This is a genomic window from Nocardioides sp. S5 (assembly GCF_017310035.1).
Lineage (GTDB): Bacteria > Actinomycetota > Actinomycetes > Propionibacteriales > Nocardioidaceae > Nocardioides.
Genome location: NZ_CP022296.1, coordinates 1,509,193 through 1,527,648, shown reverse-complemented (window position 1 = coordinate 1,527,648; position 18,456 = coordinate 1,509,193). Strand labels below are relative to the sequence as shown.

Below are 18,456 nucleotides of genomic sequence, written 5' to 3'. Positions count from 1 at the left end.
CTATCGGCGGACCGCTCCCCGCCCCGAACTGGTTTCACGCCCTGGTTCGCCCGGGCCCGTCTTGGCCCTAGGGTCCTGCCTGTGACGACGCACCCGACCTATGACCAGCTCTTCGACCTCCCGGCCTACGTCGAGCAGCCCGTGCCGATGCCGTTCGAGGACATCAACGGCCACCTCAACGTGCGCCACTACATCGGCATCGCCAGCGAGGGGCTCGACGAGTCGCTGGTCGAGGTCGGGATCCCGCAGATGTGGCCGCTCACCCACGGCCACGCCTGCTTCACCGCCGAGCACCACGTGACCTACCTGCACGAGCTCCGCACCGGCGACACGATGTCGGCCCGCGTGCGGCTGCTCGGCCGCTCCGAGCGCGCCGGCCACGCGCTGGTCTACCTGCTCGACGAGACCCACCAGCGCGTGGCGTGCGTGGTGGAGGAGGTCTTCCTCCACATCGACATGGAGACCCGGCTCACGGCCCCGTGGCCCGACGACGTGGCCGCCGCCCTCGACGCCCGCGTGGCCGAGCACGCCGCCCTGCCCTTCGAGGCGCACACCTCAGGCTCGCTCGGCTTGCGCTGAGTCGGGTCGTTGCACGACCCGGCCGGGTGAGGCGGTAGTCTTCACCGCGCGCTGGCCCAGCCGGCGCAGGCCTCCGTAGCTCAGGGGATAGAGCACTGGTTTCCGGTACCAGGTGCCGCAGGTTCGAATCCTGCCGGAGGCGCCGATCGGCGGCAGCACCCAGCAGGGTGCTGCCGCTCTGCATTTCCTCCGGTGACCACCGTCACCCATCCGCGCCTGCGTCGTTGATCGCGCGAGGGAGCTACCGACCGGTCACAGGGGATGCGGTCGCGTTGTCGGCTCCCGATCCTTTGGGAGGGACCATGAGGGACCACGTACGACACAGCTTCCGCCGCCGGGCGACCGCGGCGCTCGGCGCCGGGCTCAGCGTCGGGCTCGTCCTGGGCACGGGCACCACCGCACCCGCGACCGCCGCGGAGGGGGTCACCGGGGCGAGCACCGCGAAGGCCGCCCGGGCCGACCAGCTCAGCAGCTTCGGCTACCGCGGCGACGTCTACGGCGTGAAGCTGGTGACCGACAGCGTCGAGGCGCTCAACCTCAAGGACGCCCACGCCCAGCAGCTGTGCACGCGCGCGGTCGGGAAGGTCGTCGAGGCCGACAGCATCGTGTCGGTGCCGGACAACCCGCTCATCAACATCTCGGCCAGCACCAGCCGCACCGAGACGTACGTCGACGGCGCCACGCACGGCGTACGCGGGACGAACACCATCGGCGACATCAGCATCGGCGGCACCGTCGGGCCGCTCACCACGCCGAAGCTGGTCATCACGGGGCTCCGCACCACGGCCAATGCCTTTCACACCCCGCAGGGCTACGGCCACGACGAGAGCTTCACCTTCGCGAGCATCTCGCTGAGCCTGCTCGAGAACACGGTCGTGGAGAGCCTGCCGCCCGAGCTCCAGGAGCTCCTCGCGCCGCTGCAGCAGGTCACCGACACGGTCTTCACCGGCACCCAGCAGGCGGCCCAGGAGGTCTTCCAGGTGCTGAGCGACGTGACGAAGCCGATCCAGATCCCCGGTCTCGGCAGCATCGCCCTCGGCTACGAGAACGGCCGGGCCAACGACCACAACGCGCAGTCGCAGGCCTCCGCCCTGCGCATCGAGGTCACCGCCGGCGAGCGCCGTCAGCTCGTCGAGCTCGGCACCGCGCGCGTGCGGATGGGTGGCCCCGCCCCCGTCGGCGTCTTCCGCTCCGGCGGCACGGCCATGGACTACCAGGCCCTCCAGGGGGCGCTGAAGTTCGGCAACGTCCAGCACAAGGCGCTGCCGTGCCAGGGCTCGCAGGGCCGCACGCAGACCTACCAGGTCCCCCACGCCAGCCAGCTCCTCCCGGTCCCGGTGCTGCTCGAGGGCGTCACCTACCAGGTCAACGGCGACCAGTTCCGGAAGAAGCGGGTCGCGAAGGGGTGGTCGCGCACCGCGATCCGGTCGGTGTCCATCCCCACCGCCCAGCTGGTCATCAGCGACGTGAGCTCGCGCGCGACGATGCGCCAGAAGGCCGGCAAGCGGGTGCGATCGAAGATCTCCACCGCCATCGGGTCCATCACCGTGGGCGGGCAGGCCGTGGAGGTCCCGGCGCCCGGAGGCGTCGTCGAGCTCCCCAACGGTGCGGGCGAGATCCAGCGCCAGCTCGTCGACACCGGGTTCCGCGGCTCGCAGGTCATCGGCCTGCGGATCAAGCTCTACTCCGAGGCCGTGGTCATCGACCTGGCCCGCACCGCGGGCCGGATCTACCCCTACTGACCAGCAGCCTGCCGATCAGCAGCCCCGCAGCTGAGCGTCGCTGCGGGCCTGGCGCCCCAGGCGCCGGGCCTGCGCGACGTCGGGGAAGACGACGCTGGCCGCGCCGACGGAGCCGATCCGGCCGCGGACGACGCACGTGGTGATCTTCGACGGGTCGACCTGCGCGACCGCCTGGGCGAGCTCGAACAGCTCGGCCGGCGAGGCGTTGGTGTCGGTGTGCTCCAGCACCGTCATCACGCCACGCTCGATGAAGCCGGGGACGTCGGCCTGCGCGCGGATGCGCGCATGGATGCCCCGCAGGGTGCGCTGCTGGTTCGCCGAGCGGTCGAAGTCGCCCCCCGCCAGGCCGTAGCGGATGCGGGAGAAGGCCATCGCGTGGTAGCCGTCGAGACGGATGCGGCCCTTCGCGAACCCCTCCTTCTTCAGGTTGGGGTCGGAGAACCGGCGTGGGTTGGTGACGGTGATGCCGCCGATCTCGTCGACCATGTCCTCGAAGAACGGGAAGCGCGTCACCATCACGTAGTCGGGCTCGATGCCGATGAGGTTGCCCATTGCACCGGCCATGCCACGGGGGCCGGCGAAGTAGAGCGCGGAGTTGATCTTCTCCCGGCCGTGGCCGGGGATGGCGACCCACGAGTCACGGGGTACGCCGATCGCGGTGGCGGCACCCGTGCGGGTGTTGATGCCGACCATCTGCAGGGCGTCGCCGCGGGCGCGGGTCATCGCCTGGCCGGGACGCGCGTCGGAGCCGACGGCGAGGATCCAGACCACGTCCGCGCCCCCGGTGGCCACTCCCTGGGCGTGGCGGATCTTCACCAGGCTGACCTCGGAGGACTGCACCGAGGACTGCGGGACCACCAGCGCGGTGAGGGCCAGCACGCCGGCGAGGACCGCCGCGCGGACGGCTCGTCGGGTCCGGAGCAGCGCGGTCGACGGTGAGGTCATCGGGTCGATCCCTTCGCCAGGTCGTAGCCGAAGATGCGCCACGCGCCCCGCTCGTGGGTGAGGAACAGGCGTCCGCGCACTGTCGTCGTCCCTGCCCGCTCCCCGGTGCTGTCGAAGCGGAGCAGGACGTGGGCGGTGACGCTGCGTGCCCGTCCCTGCGTGGCGAGGATGTCGAGGGAGACCGTCCGGCGCCGGGGCGTCACTGCGTCGACGTACGGGGCGCGGGTCTGGTGGGTGAGCAACGCCTTGTCGGCGCGCGCCCGCTGCTCGGCACCGTCGGTGAAGCCCGGGAAGGCGGACGGGAAGCTGCTGCGGGGGTAGGTGCCGCCGAGGTAGGCCGCGTCCCACCAGCGGTCGACGACCGCGCCGACCTGGGTGCGTACGGTCTTGCGGCGCGGGTCGGGAAGCCGGCCGTGGACGCGACGGATCCGGGTCTTGGTCTCGACCGGGTGCGAGGCCAGGCTCGCCTGCGCGTCGCTGCGGCTCAGCCGCTCGGGCGCGGCGGAGGGCTCCGAGGTCGACCGGCAGGCAGTCGCGGACAGGGGGACGAGCAGGGCGAGCGCGAGTGCCGCACAGAGGCGGGCCCACGGGTTGCGGCCCTGCGAGGGGCTAGGCATGTACGACTCCAGCGGGGGCGGAACGGGGGGTGGAACGGGGTGTGGGCCACACCATGCCTCAAACCCTGAGCCCGCCCCTGCATTTGCGAGCGTGTGCGACTAGCCTTGTCAGCGCCCTAGACAGGCACAGTTGTCAAACCCATGCGCGAAGAGATCTGGAAGAGGCGAAACAAGCGTGGCGCAGTCCCCGAACGGGCAGTCCGGCAACCAGTCATCGGTTGCACCTTCATCTGACCTGGGAGCCAACGAGTGGCTCGTGGACGAGATGAAGGAGCAGTACGACAAGGATCCCTCGAGCGTGGGTCCGGAGTGGGCTGCGTACTTCGGCAACGGGGCCGCGACCTCGTCCGCCACGACTGCCGCACCGGCGAAGGCTGCGACTCCCGCGCCGTCGAAGGCCCCGGCCAAGGCCCCTGCGACGGCCCCTGCGAAGGCCCCGGCCCAGGCGCCCGCCCCCGCTGCTGCGAAGCCCGCCACGACGTCCGCCGAGAAGCCGGCTGACAAGCCCGCGGAGGCGCAGAAGTCGCCCGCGAAGTCGACGCCGCGCCCCGCGGCCGCCGCCGAGGAGCCGGCCAAGGGCACGAGCAAGCCCGTCGCCAAGGACCCCAAGCCCGCAGCTCCGTCCCCGACCAGCGACTCCCCCACCTACACCGTCCTGCGCGGCGCGCCCGCGCGCACCGCGGCCAACATGGACGCCTCGCTGTCGGTGCCCACTGCCACCTCGGTGCGCTCGGTGCCGGTCAAGCTGCTGTGGGACAACCGCACTGTCATCAACAACCACCTCGCCCGCGCCCGCGGCGGCAAGGTCTCCTTCACCCACCTGATCGGCTACGCGCTGGTCAAGGCCCTGCGCTCGATGCCGGAGATGAACGTCGGCTACGAGGTCGTCGACGGTAAGCCGAACCTCATCACCCCGGCCCACATCAACCTCGGGCTCGCGATCGACATGAAGAAGCCCGACGGCACCCGGCAGCTGCTGGTGCCGAGCATCAAGGGTGCGGAGTCCATGGACTTCGCCGGGTTCTGGACGGCGTACGAGGACGTGGTCCGCAAGGCGCGCGACAACAAGCTCACCGTGGCCGACTTCCAGGGCACCACGATCTCCCTCACCAACCCCGGCGGCATCGGCACCGTGCACTCCGTGCCGCGCCTGATGGCGGGCCAGGGCGCGATCATCGGCGTCGGCGCGATGGAGTACTCCCCCGAGTGGCAGGGCGCCTCGGAGGAGGCGATCAACCGCAACGCCATCAGCAAGGCGATGACGCTGACCTCGACCTACGACCACCGCGTCATCCAGGGCGCGCAGTCGGGTGAGTTCCTCAAGCGCGTGCACGCCCTGCTCATCGGCGAGAACGACTTCTACGACGAGATCTTCCGTTCGCTGCGCATCCCCTACGAGCCGATCCGCTGGGCGCGCGACGTGGTCGCCAGCCACGACGACGACATCGTCAAGCAGGCGCGCATCCTCGAGCTGATCCATGCCTACCGGGTCCGCGGCCACCTGATGGCCGACACCGACCCGCTCGAGTACCGCCAGCGCAGCCACCCCGACCTCGAGATCGAGTCGCACGGCCTGACGCTGTGGGACCTCGACCGCGAGTTCGCCACCGGCTCGTTCGGCGGCGAGGGCCGGCGCTTCATGAAGCTGCGCAACATCCTCGGCATCCTGCGCGACTCCTACTGCCGCACGACCGGCATCGAGTACATGCACATCATGGATCCCGAGCAGCGCAAGTGGATCCAGGAGCGCGTGGAGCAGCCGCACGTGAAGCCGCCCCGCGAGGAGCAGCTGCGCATCCTGCTCAAGCTCAACCAGGCCGAGGCCTTCGAGACGTTCCTCCAGACCAAGTTCGTCGGGCAGAAGCGCTTCAGCCTCGAGGGCGGCGAGACCACGATCCCGCTGGTCGACGAGGTGTGCGAGGCCGCCGCCGAGGCCGGTCTCGACGAGGTCACCATCGGCATGGCCCACCGCGGCCGGCTGAACATGCTCGCCAACATCGTGGGCAAGAAGTACAGCCAGATCTTCCGCGAGTTCGAGGGCAACATCGACCCCCGCACCGTGCAGGGCTCCGGCGACGTGAAGTACCACCTCGGCGCCGAGGGCGAGTTCGTCGCGGGCTCGGGCGACAAGATCAAGGTGTCGGTCGCCGCCAACCCCTCGCACCTCGAGGCGGTCAACCCGGTCCTCGAGGGCATCGCCCGCGCCAAGCAGGACATCCTCGACCAGGGCGAGAAGTTCCCGGTCCTCCCCCTGCTGGTGCACGGCGACGCCGCGTTCGCCGGCCAGGGCGTGGTGGCCGAGACGCTCAACCTGTCCCAGCTCCGCGGCTACCGCACCGGCGGCACCGTGCACGTGGTGATCAACAACCAGGTCGGCTTCACCACCGCACCCGGGTCGTCGCGCTCCTCCCTCTACGCCACCGACGTGGCGCGGATGGTGCAGGCGCCGATCTTCCACGTCAACGGTGACGACCCCGAGGCGTGCATCCGCGTGGCGCGGCTCGCGTTCGACTACCGCCAGACGTTCAACAAGGACGTCGTGATCGACCTCGTGTGCTACCGCCGGCGCGGGCACAACGAGGGCGACGACCCGTCCTACACCCAGCCGCTGATGTACGACCTGATCGAGCAGAAGCGCTCGGTGCGCAAGCTCTACACCGAGTCCCTCATCGGTCGTGGCGACATCACGATCGAGGAGGCCGAGCAGGTCCTCAAGGACTACCAGCAGCAGCTCGAGCGAGTCTTCACCGAGGTGCGGGAGGCGAGCTCCGAGGCACCGACCGAGTGGACGACCGTCCCGGACTACCCGGACAAGCCGACCGGGGAGTTCTCCACCGCGGTGACCCCCGAGGTGCTCAAGCGGATCGCGGACAGCTACGTCACGCCGCCGGACGACTTCACCGTCCACCCCAAGGTGATGCCGCAGCTCCAGCGCCGCTCCGCCGCGATCACCGAGGGTCCCATCGACTGGGGCACCGGCGAGATCCTGGCGTTCGGCTCCCTGCTGATGGACGGTCGTCCGGTCCGCCTGGCCGGCCAGGACTCGCGCCGCGGCACGTTCGTGTCGCGTTTCGCCACCATCATCGACCGCACCAACGCCGATGAGTGGACGCCGCTGACCAACCTCACCGAGGACCAGGCGAAGTTCTACGTCTACGACTCGCTGCTCTCGGAGTACGCCGCGCTCGGGTTCGAGTACGGCTACTCCGTGGCCCGTCCCGAGGCGCTGGTGCTGTGGGAGGCGCAGTTCGGCGACTTCGTCAACGGCGCGCAGACCGTCATCGACGAGTTCATCTCCGCCGGCGAGACCAAGTGGCGCCAGCAGTCCGGCGTCGTGCTGCTGCTCCCCCACGGCTACGAGGGCCAGGGTCCCGACCACTCGTCGGCGCGCATCGAGCGCTTCCTGACGATGTGCGCCGAGGACGCGATGGTCATCGCGCAGCCCTCGACCCCGGCGTCGTACTTCCACCTGCTGCGTCGGCACTCGCTCGGCGAGGAGCACCGGCCGCTGATCGTCTTCACCCCGAAGTCGATGCTCAAGCGCAAGGAGGCCGCCTCCAAGCCGGAGGACTTCGTCGGCGACACCACCTTCCGGCCGTTCATCGGCGACGCCATGTTCGACAACGGGCAGGCCGACCCCGCGCAGGTCGAGACGCTGATCATGTGCTCGGGCCGTGTCACCTGGGACCTCATGGTCGAGCGGAACAAGCGCGACAACGGCGCGCAGTTCGCCATCGGCCGGATCGAGCGGCTCTACCCGAACCCGGTCGAGGAGATCAAGGCCGAGATCGCGAAGTACCCGAACCTCAAGGCGATCCGCTGGGTGCAGGACGAGCCGCGCAACATGGGCCCGTGGCCGCACTACCAGCTCAACGTGTGGCCCGGGCTCGACCTCCCGGTCGAGCCGGTCACGCGCCCGGCGTCGGCCTCGCCCTCGGTGGGCACGGTCAAGCGTCACGTGGAGGAGCAGAAGACGCTCCTCGACGCGGCCTTCGAGACGCCGCGCGACCGCGGCAACGACTACTGAGGCACGCAGGGAGAACCACCGGTGTACTTCACCGATCGCGGGATCGAGGAGCTCGAGCGGCGCCGGGGTGACGAGGAGGTCACCCTGGCCTGGCTCGCCGAGCAGCTGCAGGCCTTCGTCGACGCGAACCCGGAGTTCGAGGTGCCGGTCGAGCGACTCGCGACCTGGCTGGCCAGGCTCGACGACCCCGAGGACTGACGAACCTGACGGCCCGCCCCTCGCCGGGGGCGGGCCGTTCGGGCGTTCGGCTCGGCTCAGGCGGCCTGCGGACGGCGTACGGCGACCGGCTCGTCCGGCTGCGTCGACGCGCGGGCCGGCAGCGCGAGGCGGCAGATCTTGCGCGCCACGCTCGCCAGCTGCCTGCGCAGCGGTCCGGTCGTGTAGGCGATGCCGTAGCGCTCGCAGATCTCACGCACCTCGGGAGCGATCTGGGGGTAGCGCCGGGCCGGCAGGTCGGGGAACAGGTGGTGCTCGATCTGGTGGCTCAGGTTGCCCGACATCACGTGGAAGAGCGGGCCGCCGGAGATGTTGGCCGAGCCGAGGACCTGGCGGTAGTACCAGTGCCCGCGGGTCTCGTCCTCGCACTCCTCGGTGCTGAAGGTCTCGGCCCCCGCCGGGAAGTGGCCGCAGAAGATGATGTTGAAGGCCCACACGTTGCGCACCAGGTTGGCGGCCGCGTTGCCTGCGAGGGTGAGCGGGAACAGCGGTCCGGTGAGCGCCGGGAAGAGCACGTAGTCCTTGACGGCCTGGCGGCGGACCTTGCGCATGATGCCGGCGTGCAGGGCCTTGTTCTCCTCGAGCCGGCGGGTGCCCTTCACGATGTTCTCCACCTCGAGGTCGTGCATCGCCACGCCCCACTCGAAGAAGACCATCAGCAGCAGCGCGTAGACCGGGTTGCCCAGGTAGTAGGGGTGCCACTCCTGGTCCTCGTCCATGCGCAGGATGCCGTAGCCGATGTCGCGGTCCTTGCCGAGAATGTTGGTGAAGGTGTGGTGGATGTAGTTGTGGGAGTACTTCCACTGCTCACTGGGGCACACGTTGTCCCACTCGTAGACGCGCGAGCTGAGGTGGGGGTCTCCCATCCAGTCGTACTGGCCGTGCATCACGTTGTGGCCGATCTCCATGTTCTCCAGGATCTTGGAGGCCGAGAGCGCCGCGACCGCGAGCGGCCAGGCGGGCGGGAGGTAGAACAGCGCACGTCCGAGGACCTCGAGCTGCTGCTGGCGTCTGACGACCTCGCGGATGTAGGCGGCGTCGTCCTCGCCGAGGTCGGCCAGGACGCGCTGGCGCAGCGCGTCCATCTCGTTGCCGAACTCCTCGAGCTGCTGGGGGGTCAGGTGGGGCTTCATGGTGGGTCCTTCCTTCACAGGTCGACGACGCAGTCGCCGACGGGGGCGGAGACACAGATCTGGATGTCCTCGTCGGGCACCGACGACTCCGTGCCGGAGAGCACGTTGCGCACGGTGCCTTCGGCCTTGCGGGTGGTGCAGGAGAAGCAGATGCCCATCCGGCAGCCGAAGACCGGGCTGAGGCCCGCGGCCTCGGCCTGCTCGAGGATGGAGGCGCCGGAGTTGGTCACCTGCTCGCCGCTCCCGGAGAACACGAGGTCGCCCTCCGCGGTGTCGGTGCCGGTCGAGGGCGGCTTGAAGAGCTCCAGGCGGAGCCGGGGGCTGTCGGCGTACGCCGCGCGCACCAGGTCGATCATCCCGGCCGGCCCGCACGCCCAGGTGTCGGTGTCGCGGTGGCCCGGGACCAGGCGGCGCAGCTCGAGCTCGTTGAACACGGCGTCGCCGTGGCGCAGGTGCACCGTGACGTCGTTGTCGTCGGCGGCGATCCGGGCCAGCTCGTCGGCGTAGATCTGGTCGGCCGCGGAGCGGGCGTGGTGCAGGAACGTCACCGGACGTCCTGCGCGGCCGTCGTAGCCGTCGCGCAGGAGCGTGCGCAGCATCGACATCGCCGGCGTGATGCCCGAGCCGCCGGTGATGAAGAGCAGCGGGTCGATGCCGGGCGTGGCCGGGCTGACCGGCAGCGTGAAGTCGCCCTGCGCCTGCGAGAGGTGCAGCACCTGGCCGGGCTGGGCGTCGACGAGGTACTTGCTCACCTGGCCGTCCGCGTGGGAGCGGATGGTCAGCGTGATCTCCTCCCCCGCTCCCGACGCGGGAGAGGAGATCGAGAAGCACCGCGTCATCCGGCGCGCCGAGCCCGGCAGGTCGAGCCCCACCTGGACGTACTGCCCGGCGCGGTGGCCACGCCAGGTCGCGGTGGGCTGCAGCGTGAGGGTCGCGACGGGTGCGCCGGGGGTGTCGGTCTCGCGGCGTACGCCGACCACGCGGGCGCGCACCTCGTGCGCCGCCCACATCGGGTTGATGCGCGAGAGGTAGTGGTCGACCCCGTGGGGCGAGGCGAGGGCTGCGGCGGTGCGCGAGCGGGTGATCCTCGAGACGAGCGCCATGCTGGCCTCCCATTGAGTGAACGTCTGTTCACTCAACTATCACGGGTCGCCCGCGTCGCGTCAACGCACGCGCTCCGTGATCCACCGCACGTCAGTGAACACCTGTCCACCTCGGCGGGTCGAGGTCGTGCCCTACGATCGCGCCATGGAGACGACCGCCGGGGCCGGCGACGGCGAGTCGCGCGCCGAGCGCAAGGAGCGCACCCGGCGCGCCATCCTCGACGCCGCGCTCGCCCTGGCCGCCGACTCCAACCTCGCCGCGATCTCGTTGCGCCAGGTGGCCAGGCAGGTGGGAGTCGTGCCGACCGCGTTCTACCGCCACTTCGGCTCGCTCGAGCTGCTGGGGCTGGCCCTCGTCGACGAGAGCTTCCGGTCGCTGCGGCTGATGCTGCTCGACGTCTGGCGCCACGCGCCCGAGTACCGCGACTTCATCGACGGCTCGCTGCCCATCGTGGCCCAGCACGTGCGGGAGAGCCGTTCGCACTACGCCTTCATCGCCCGTGAGCGGACCGCCGGGCCGCCGCGGGTCCGCGAGGCGATCCGCCACGAGATCGAGCTCATCACCCGCGAGCTGGCGACCGACATCGCCCGCAGCGGGGCCGCCGAGCACTACTCCAGCAAGGACATCGGCCTGCTCGCCGACCTCATCGTCTCCTTCGTGGTCACCATGGCCGAGCGGCTCGTGGAGGACCCGGACTCCGAGGAGCGCACCCTCGCCGACGCCCGCACCCAGCTGAGGATGCTGCTCGTGGGCGCCCTGGGCTGGCGATCGACCGGAAGGACCTGACATGCCCAGCGGACTCGCCGCCGACCTCGGCTACTCCCACTCCTCGGCCAACCCGCTGCACCGCGTGGTGCGGTGGGGCGCCGGCACCCGAGCCGGCGGGTGGGTGTTCTCCCACATCCTGCGCCGCCTCGACGACCTCGTGGTCCGGCTCTCCCGCGGGCGGCACAGCGCTCCCGGGCTGCTCGCCGGGCTGGCGGTGCTGGAGGTGACGACGACCGGTCGCAAGTCCGGGCAGCGGCGCACCAGCCACCTCATCGCGACGCCGTACGCCGGCACGCTGGCGCTGCTCGGCACCAACTTCGGCCAGGCCTCGACGCCCGCGTGGGTGCTCAACCTGGAGGCAGATCCTCGCGCGACGGTCAGCTACCGCGGGGTCTCGCGCGAGGTGGTGGCCCGCCCGGCGACGTCCGCCGAGGCCGACGAGGTCTTCGCGCTGGCCGGGCGCTTCTACCCCGGCTACCTCAGCTACCGCGCCCGCGTGGGGTCGAAGCGGCGGATCCGCGCCTTCGTGCTCGAGCCCGCCTGATCAGGTGCCCGGCCGCGGCACCACCGGACGGACGGTCACGTCCGGGATGGTGGCGTCGGCCGGCAGGTCGATGACGTGCACGATCGTGTCGACGACGGTGTCGACGCTGATCCAGCGCGAGGCGTCGTAGGTCCGGCCCTCCTGCTCGTGCACCTTCTCCTGCATCGGGGTGGCGGTGCGGCTGGGGTAGACCGTGCTCACCCGGACGCCGTGCTCGACCTCCTCGGCGCGCAGTGCGTCCGCGAAGGCGCGCAGCCCGAACTTCGAGGCGGCGTACGCCGACCACTCGGCGCTGGCGCTGAGCCCGGCCGAGGAGTTCACGAAGACGATCGTGCCGTGGCTGGCACGCACGTGCGGCAGGAGCTCACGGGTCAGCACCGCGGGGGCGGTGAGGTTCACCGTGAGCTGCTCCTCCCACTCCGCGAGGCGCAGCCGGTCGACCCGGCCCAGGTCGACCACGCCCGCGACGTGCAGGACCGTGTCCACCTCGCCGTCGACCTGGCGCCCGAGGCCGTTGAGCGTGCCGGGGTCGGCCAGGTCCGCCACGAGCAGCTGCGCGCGCGGGAAGGTGCGGCCGAGCCCGTCCGCGCGGGCGGTGCTGCGCGCGACGAGGACCAGGTCGTCGCCACGGTCGGCCAGCCGGTGCGCCAGGGCGAGCCCGATGCCGGACCCGGCGCCGGTGAGGACGTGCCTCACCGGGTGAAGACGACCTTGCCGAAGACGTCGCCCCCGGCCATCGCCGCGAAGCCGTCGCGCGCCTGCTCCATCGGGATGGCGCGGTCGACGAGCGGACGGGTGCCGGTGGCGTCGAGGAAGCGGACCAGCCGGTCGAGCTCGGCCCGGGTGCCCATCGTGGAGCCGATGACCGAGAGCTGCTTGAAGAAGATGTGTGTCAGGCCGGCGTCGCCGACGTCGGGCCCGGACGTCGTGCCACTGATGACGATGCGGCCCCCGGGACGCAGCGAGCGGATCGAGTGAGTCCAGGTCGCCTTGCCGACGGTCTCCATCACCGCGTCGACCTTGACCGGCAGGCGGGCACCGGACTCGAAGACCTCGTGCGCACCGAGCTCGACGGCGCGCGTGCGCTTGCCCTCGTCGCGGCTGGTCGCCAGCACCGTCAGGCCCGCGGCGCGACCCAGGGCGATGAGAGCGGTGGCGACACCGCCGCCGGCCCCCTGCACGAGGATCGTCTCGCCGGGCTGGCACGCGCCCTGCACGAAGAGCATCCGGTACGCGGTGAGCCAGGCGGTCGGCAGGCAGGCGGCCTCCTCGAAGGACAGCGAGGCCGGCTTGGGCACCAGGTTGCGGCGCGGCACGACCACCTGGTCGGCGAAGGTGCCCTGGTGGCGCTCCGAGAGCAGCGAGCGGCCCGGGTCGTCGGCCTCGTCGCCGGTCCAGGCCGGGTCGCCGATGACACCGTGGACGACGACCTCGTTGCCGTCCTCGTCGAGGCCCGCGGCGTCGCAGCCCAGGATCATCGGCAGCGCCTCCTCGCGCAGGCCCACCCCACGCAGCGACCAGAGGTCGTGGTGATTGAGGCTGGCGGCCTTGACGGTGACCGTGGCCCACCCGTCGGGGGCCTCGGGCGCGGGGCGCTCCCCCACCACCAGCCCGGTCATCGGGTCGTCGAAGGAGAAGGACTCGGCGTAGACGGCGAACATTCCCCGACCCTAGCGAGTGGGCGGCGTTAACCGGTTGCAGGTCCTCCCTGCGGGCTGTTGGGTCGTCCGGGTGAGCATCGACGTACGCCCCTCGTCCGACCCCGAGAAGTACCTCGCCACCGACCAGCTGGTCTGGTTCGGCGAGGTCGCCGACGCCGATGCCGAGCACCTGCGCCTCGGCCTGCCCGAGGACCAGCGCTTCGTCGTCGACCTGCCGGACGGCCCGGCCGACCTGCACACGGGCATCTACGGCGTACGCCCCATGGACCTGTCGCTGCCCGGCGGGTCCGTCGTGCCGATCGCCGGCCTCACGTGGGTCGGCGTGCATCCCGATGCGCGCCGGCGCGGCGTGCTGACCGCGATGATGACCGACCACCTGGCCCGCACACGCGAGGCCGGGACCGCGATCTCGGCGCTGCACGCGAGCGAGGCGGAGATCTACGGCCGTTACGGCTACGGCATGGCCGCGCTCCAGCTCCAGGTGAGCCTCGGGCGCGGGACCACCCTCACCGCGCCGCACCTCGATGACGAGGCGGCCGGCCTCACCACCGAGCTCCGCACGATGGCGGACCTGGGGATGGCCGAGCGGATGCGCGCCTGCCAGCTGGCACTGGCTCCCGAGTGGCCCGGCCTGGTGGTCGGCTCCCCCGACTTCTTCTCCCTGATGACCCTCGAGCCGCCGGAGGCGCTGCGTGACAAGGAGCGCCTCCGCGTCCTCTTCGCACGGCGTGACGGCGTCGACGTGGGCTACGTCGGTCTCCGGCGCGAGCACAGGTGGGACCGCGCCCGCCCGTCCGGGACGGTCACCGTCGGCGCCTTCACCGGCACCCCGGCCGCGCGGCTCGCCCTCGCGCGCCGCGTCGTGGACCTCGACCTGATGGGCACCACGAAGCTGGAGAGCATCGGCGTCGACGACCCACTGCTCGGCTGGCTCGGCGGACCGCGCGGCACCGGCTCGCTCGAGACGTGGGACAGCACCTGGGTGCGCCTGGTCGACCTCGGCGCCGCGTGGTCGCTGCGCCTCTACGAGTCCGACTGCGACGTGGTGGTCGAGGTGGAGGACCGACACGCGCCGTGGAACGCCGGCCGCTGGCGGCTCTCGGCCTCCGCCGGGGAAGGCTCCGCGTCGCGGGCGGACTCACCCGCCGACGTGACCCTTGACGTGGCCGTGCTGGGCGCGGGCTTCCTCGGGCACCCGATCGGCGGACTGCTGCGCGCGGGGCTGGTGCGCGAGCACCGGCCCCGGGCGTACGCCGAGCTGGCCCGGGCCATGCGAACGCTCGTCGCGCCGGAGCCCTCGATCGGCTTCTAGGCGCTCCGGCGTCAGAGGCGCACGTCGAGGGTCGCCGCCCACGACGCGGCGTCGGGATCGTCCACGTCGGTGACGGCCAACAGCCGCACCCGCGTGTCGTCGACGTCCACCACCATGAGTCCCTCCACCTTGAGGACACGGTCCTCGCGGTCGGGCAGGCGCACGACGTCGACGACCCGACCCATGCGCATGCGCGCGAGCGCCGTCGCCCTCACCGGGCCGTCGTCGCGCGGGTTGGGACTGTCCTCGGCCGCCGCGCAGGCCAGCAGGTCGCCGTCCGGGAGGGCGACGACATCGGTGATCGCCAGGCCGACGGCGTCCACGGAGCCGAGGTCGTAGTGCACCGGGTTCCTCACCCCCACGTCGGCCGCTCTGACCGCCCCGCTTGCGGCTGCCAGCACCTCGTCGAGGTCGAGGTCGACGCTGGCGGACGGCAGACCGGCCGAGGGCAGGCCGCGGTGGAACCACCGCAGGCTGCGCCCCACGATGCAGGCTCCCTCGAGGTTGAGCTGGTCGAGCTCGATGCTCAGGGCACCGGCGACGGCCGCGTAGACCGGCTCCATGTCGCCCACCACCACGTCGGGTGTCGCGCCCACCAGTCGGAGCAGGCACCACCGCATCCGGCGTGGGGAGGAGCCGGAGCCCATCGCCAGGACCGCCGCACCGCCCGGGGGGAACACCTGGCACGCGGTCTCGAGGTCGGGCTTGAGGTGCTTGGTGCCCGACTTCTCGTCGAACTCCTCGTGCCGCTCCACCGGCGGCAGCAGCCGTACGCGCGTCGCGTCCGAACCGCCGCGGAACCAGGCGGCATGGGTTCCGTCGTCGGACACCACGAGGTGGCCGCCCCCGAAAGGGACGACCGCCGACGCCGCGCGCACCGGGGCTCCGTCGGCGAACCGAAGCCGCTGGTGCCCGCTCACCTCGACATCCATGCCCCGATCTTGCAGCACCACCGGTCGGCCCGCGACCGGACACTTGTACGGGCGTGGCCCGCCAGGACGCTCAGCGCCGGGCGACCCCGTCGGCGCGGGCAGCAGCAGCCACGGCCTCGCGCACCGCACCCGGCACCCGGGGGTCGAAGGGCGAGGGGATGATCAGGTCCTCGCTCAGCGCGTCGCCGACCAGCTCGGCGAGCGCGGTCGCGGCGGCGACCTTCATGCCCTCGGTGATCGCGGTGGCGTGCACGTCGAACGCCCCGCGGAAGATGCCGGGGAAGGCTAGGACGTTGTTGATCTGGTTCGGGAAGTCCGAGCGACCGGTGGCCACGACGCGGGCGTACTTGTGGGCGAGGTCCGGGTGCACCTCGGGCGTGGGGTTGGCGAGGCCGAAGATGATCGCCTCGGGGGCCATGGAGGCGACGATCTCCTCCGGCACCTGCCCGCCGGAGACGCCGATGTAGACGTCGGCGCCGTCCATCACGTCGGCCAGGGTGCCGCGGCGGCCGAAGACGTCCGCGGTGTCGCGGGCCAGCGCGGCCTTGACCGCGGTGAGGTCGTGGCGCTCGGAGTTGAGCACGCCCTGCCGGTCGAGGACCGCGATGTCGCGCACGCCGGCCTCGAGCAGGATCCGCGCCACCGCCACTCCGGCCGCACCGGCGCCCTGGATCACGACCCGGGCGGTGCCGGGGTCGCGACCGGTGAGCCGGAACGCGTTGGTCAGCGCGGCGAGCGCGACGACCGCGGTGCCGTGCTGGTCGTCGTGGAAGACCGGGATATCGAGGCGCTCCTTGAGCCGGGCCTCGATCTCGAAGCAGCGCGGGGCCGAGATGTCCTCGAGGTTCACGCCGCCGAAGCTCGGGGCCAGGCGGACCACGGTCTCGATGATCTCGTCCACGTCGGTGGTGTCGAGGCAGATCGGCACGGCGTCGACGCCGCCGAACTGCTTGAACAGCACCGCCTTGCCCTCCATCACGGGCATCGCGGCGGCGGGACCGATGTCACCGAGGCCGAGCACGGCGGTGCCGTCGCTCACGATCGCGACCACGTTGGGCACCCAGGTGTAGTGCTGGGTCATCGACGGGTCGGCGGCGATCGCCTCGCACACCCGCGCCACACCCGGGGTGTAGGCGAGCGAGAGCTCGTCGGGACCGGTGAGGGCGACGGTCGAGACGGTCTCCATCTTGCCGCCGACGTGCAGGTCGAACACGGGATCGCCTGGGTGCGGGTGCGAGGCCATTCGGCGATACTCGCACAGCTCAGCGGGCGCGCAGGGCCCGTCCCACGCGTGGGGAAGGCCACACCCGGAGGCGTACGACGCCGAGCACCGCCTCCTCCGCCACCGGTCCACGGTGCCGCGAGTCCACGCCTTCGTCGGGGTTGTCGCTCACCAGCCACCAGCCCGGCCGGCCCGACGCCGTACGCCGTTGGTCGAGGGCGCGCTTGACCGCGACCGTCCCGTCCGGGAACCGCGCGACCACCAGGGAGCCCGGCCGCACCTGCGCGCCGTACCTCACGAGCAGCCGGTCACCGTCGCGCAGCGTGGGGCGCATCGAACGCCCACCCACCCGGGCGAGACCCCACTGACCCGCGCGTTCCACGCGGAGTAGTGTCGCAGGAGAGCAATTCCCCGACGTTCGAGAGGTTGCACATGCTTCGCACTTTCTTCGCCCCGACCATCGAGGTCTCGGCCCACTGCGACCTGCCCTGCGGTGTCTACGACCCCGCCCAGGCGCGGATCGAGGCCGAGTCGATCAAGGGCATCATCGCCAAGGTCGCCGACAACGACGACCCCGACTTCCGCACCCGCGCGATCCTCATCAAGGAGCAGCGCGCGGAGCTCGTCAAGCACCACCTGTGGGTGCTGTGGACCGACTACTTCAAGCCCCCGCACTTCGAGAAGTACCCCCAGCTGCACACGCTGGTCAACGAGGCGACCAAGCTCGCCGGCGCCTCGGGCACCAAGGGTGAGCTCGACGCGGCCAAGGCAGACGAGCTGCTCGCCAAGATCGACGAGATCGCGGAGATCTTCTGGGAGACGAAGAAGGCCTGAGCAGGTGCGGCGGAGCCGCGACTGCTCAGGCCTTCTTCTGAGCAGCTTGCTGCTCCGCACTTCTTCACCCCCACACGCCGCCCCGGTCCTCGCGGACCGGGGCGGCGTCGTGCATCCTCGGACCAGTCCACCCGAGAGGATCCCCGCGATGATCGAGGAGGTCCGGCTGCGCGACGGCACCGACGCGATCGTCGTACCCCTCGTGCGCACCGACCGCGCGACGCTGGCCGCGGAGTTCGAGACGCTGTCCCCGGAGTCTCAGCGGAGCAGGTTCCTGGCACCGGTGCACCACCTCAGCGACGAGATGCTCGCGCACCTCGTCGACGACGTCGACGGCCTCGACCACGTCGCCCTCGTGCTGTGCGCCGAGACCGCGCCCGGCACCTACGACCCCGTCGCGCTGGCGAGGATCGTGCGCTACGCCGACGCCCCGGACGCCGCCGACCTGGCGGTCACGGTCAAGGACGCCTGGCAGGGCCGGGGCGTCGCGACCGTCCTGCTGGAGGTGCTGATGCGTCATCGCCCGCCCGGCGTGCGCCGCATCGTGACGGAGGTCTTCAAGGACAACCCCGCGTCCCTGGGGATGCTGCGTCGGCTCGGGCGCGTGACGGAGCAGGACGAGGGCTTCGGGGTGTACGGCGTGGTGGTCGAGCTCGACGCCGCACCCGGACGTACGACCGGGCCGGTGACACCCCGCGGCGACCGGCAGGCCCCGCTCCTGCAGGACAGGGCGCACCGCCAGGCGCTGCGCACGCGCGACCAGGTCTGCCCCTGGTTCCACCCCCAGCCGGGCTAGGGTGTGGCGAGCACATCCGCCTCG

The 18,456-nt window shown here is 71.5% G+C and carries 18 protein-coding genes and 1 tRNA gene; 10 read left to right on the top strand and 9 right to left on the bottom strand.

The annotated features are described in order from the left end of the window. The first annotated feature begins 81 nt into the window (after window positions 1-81). From CFI00_RS07625 to CFI00_RS07615, 3 genes are all read left to right on the top strand, one after another. Entirely contained in the window at window positions 82-579 is a 498-nt protein-coding gene (locus CFI00_RS07625; protein WP_207084598.1) for a thioesterase family protein, read from the top strand. Window positions 580-648: 69 nt separating this feature from the next. Continuing rightward, a tRNA-Arg gene (locus CFI00_RS07620) sits at window positions 649-721 on the top strand. A 160-nt stretch (window positions 722-881) separates the two neighbouring features. Beyond that, window positions 882-2,321 (top strand): choice-of-anchor P family protein, encoded by a 1,440-nt coding sequence (locus CFI00_RS07615; protein ID WP_207084597.1) that lies wholly within the window; start codon window positions 882-884, stop codon window positions 2,319-2,321. A gap of 15 nt (window positions 2,322-2,336) precedes the next feature. Here CFI00_RS07615 and CFI00_RS07610 read toward each other — a convergent pair whose 3' ends face one another. Both CFI00_RS07610 and CFI00_RS07605 read right to left on the bottom strand, forming a co-directional pair. Further along, window positions 2,337-3,266, bottom strand: coding sequence for an LCP family protein (locus CFI00_RS07610; protein WP_207084596.1), 930 nt, complete (start codon window positions 3,264-3,266; stop codon window positions 2,337-2,339). Then, complete coding sequence (locus CFI00_RS07605) at window positions 3,263-3,883, bottom strand: hypothetical protein (RefSeq protein ID WP_207084595.1); 621 nt, start codon at window positions 3,881-3,883, stop codon at window positions 3,263-3,265. The genes CFI00_RS07610 and CFI00_RS07605 overlap by 4 nt, the downstream gene beginning before the upstream one ends. 175 nt (window positions 3,884-4,058) lie before the next feature. Here CFI00_RS07605 and CFI00_RS07600 point away from each other — a divergent pair, with 175 nt between their 5' ends. Further along, on the top strand, window positions 4,059-7,910 hold the full coding sequence (locus CFI00_RS07600; protein ID WP_207084594.1) for a multifunctional oxoglutarate decarboxylase/oxoglutarate dehydrogenase thiamine pyrophosphate-binding subunit/dihydrolipoyllysine-residue succinyltransferase subunit: 3,852 nt from the start codon (window positions 4,059-4,061) through the stop codon (window positions 7,908-7,910). A gap of 21 nt (window positions 7,911-7,931) precedes the next feature. Then, window positions 7,932-8,108, top strand: coding sequence for a DUF6104 family protein (locus tag CFI00_RS07595; protein WP_207084593.1), 177 nt, complete (start codon window positions 7,932-7,934; stop codon window positions 8,106-8,108). A 56-nt stretch (window positions 8,109-8,164) separates the two neighbouring features. On the opposite strand, the gene CFI00_RS07590 is transcribed toward CFI00_RS07595, so the two are convergent. Then, window positions 8,165-9,259 carry an acyl-CoA desaturase gene (locus tag CFI00_RS07590; RefSeq protein WP_207084592.1) on the bottom strand — a complete coding sequence of 365 codons (1,095 nt, stop codon included), beginning with the start codon at window positions 9,257-9,259 and terminating at the stop codon, window positions 8,165-8,167. 14 nt (window positions 9,260-9,273) lie between these two features. Next, window positions 9,274-10,362 carry an iron-sulfur cluster-binding domain-containing protein gene (locus tag CFI00_RS07585; RefSeq protein ID WP_207084591.1) on the bottom strand — a complete coding sequence of 363 codons (1,089 nt, stop codon included), beginning with the start codon at window positions 10,360-10,362 and terminating at the stop codon, window positions 9,274-9,276. A gap of 145 nt (window positions 10,363-10,507) precedes the next feature. Here CFI00_RS07585 and CFI00_RS07580 point away from each other — a divergent pair, with 145 nt between their 5' ends. Then, a complete protein-coding gene (locus CFI00_RS07580; protein ID WP_207084590.1) occupies window positions 10,508-11,149 on the top strand; it encodes a TetR family transcriptional regulator in 642 nt (213 codons plus the stop codon). 1 nt (window position 11,150) lies between these two features. Continuing rightward, complete coding sequence (locus CFI00_RS07575; RefSeq protein WP_207084589.1) at window positions 11,151-11,675, top strand: nitroreductase family deazaflavin-dependent oxidoreductase; 525 nt, start codon at window positions 11,151-11,153, stop codon at window positions 11,673-11,675. On the opposite strand, the gene CFI00_RS23535 is transcribed toward CFI00_RS07575, so the two are convergent. Further along, complete coding sequence (locus CFI00_RS23535; RefSeq protein WP_242532733.1) at window positions 11,676-12,371, bottom strand: SDR family oxidoreductase; 696 nt, start codon at window positions 12,369-12,371, stop codon at window positions 11,676-11,678. Further along, window positions 12,368-13,336, bottom strand: a complete 969-nt coding sequence (locus CFI00_RS23530) for a zinc-binding dehydrogenase (protein ID WP_242532732.1) — start codon at window positions 13,334-13,336, stop codon at window positions 12,368-12,370. Before CFI00_RS23530 ends, CFI00_RS23535 begins: the two co-directional genes overlap by 4 nt. Window positions 13,337-13,406: 70 nt before the next feature. On the opposite strand from CFI00_RS23530, the gene CFI00_RS23525 reads away from it, so the two are divergent. Beyond that, window positions 13,407-14,648, top strand: coding sequence for a GNAT family N-acetyltransferase (locus tag CFI00_RS23525; RefSeq protein WP_242532731.1), 1,242 nt, complete (start codon window positions 13,407-13,409; stop codon window positions 14,646-14,648). 11 nt (window positions 14,649-14,659) lie between these two features. On the opposite strand, the gene CFI00_RS07565 is transcribed toward CFI00_RS23525, so the two are convergent. The 3 genes from CFI00_RS07565 to CFI00_RS07555 form a co-directional block, all read right to left on the bottom strand. Continuing rightward, window positions 14,660-15,580, bottom strand: coding sequence for a hypothetical protein (locus CFI00_RS07565; RefSeq protein WP_207084588.1), 921 nt, complete (start codon window positions 15,578-15,580; stop codon window positions 14,660-14,662). 70 nt (window positions 15,581-15,650) lie between these two features. Beyond that, window positions 15,651-16,823, bottom strand: coding sequence for an NADP-dependent malic enzyme (locus tag CFI00_RS07560; RefSeq protein ID WP_207084587.1), 1,173 nt, complete (start codon window positions 16,821-16,823; stop codon window positions 15,651-15,653). 19 nt (window positions 16,824-16,842) lie between these two features. After that, window positions 16,843-17,184 (bottom strand): S24/S26 family peptidase, encoded by a 342-nt coding sequence (locus CFI00_RS07555; RefSeq protein ID WP_207084586.1) that lies wholly within the window; start codon window positions 17,182-17,184, stop codon window positions 16,843-16,845. A gap of 50 nt (window positions 17,185-17,234) precedes the next feature. Between CFI00_RS07555 and sodN the strand changes: the two genes are divergently transcribed. Both sodN and CFI00_RS07545 read left to right on the top strand, forming a co-directional pair. Beyond that, window positions 17,235-17,636 carry a superoxide dismutase, Ni gene (gene sodN / locus CFI00_RS07550; protein ID WP_207084585.1) on the top strand — a complete coding sequence of 134 codons (402 nt, stop codon included), beginning with the start codon at window positions 17,235-17,237 and terminating at the stop codon, window positions 17,634-17,636. A 148-nt stretch (window positions 17,637-17,784) separates the two neighbouring features. Continuing rightward, the gene (locus tag CFI00_RS07545) at window positions 17,785-18,432 is read left to right on the top strand and encodes a GNAT family N-acetyltransferase (RefSeq protein WP_207084584.1); all 648 of its coding nucleotides are present in this window, start codon (window positions 17,785-17,787) and stop codon (window positions 18,430-18,432) included. Window positions 18,433-18,456 lie beyond the last annotated feature (24 nt).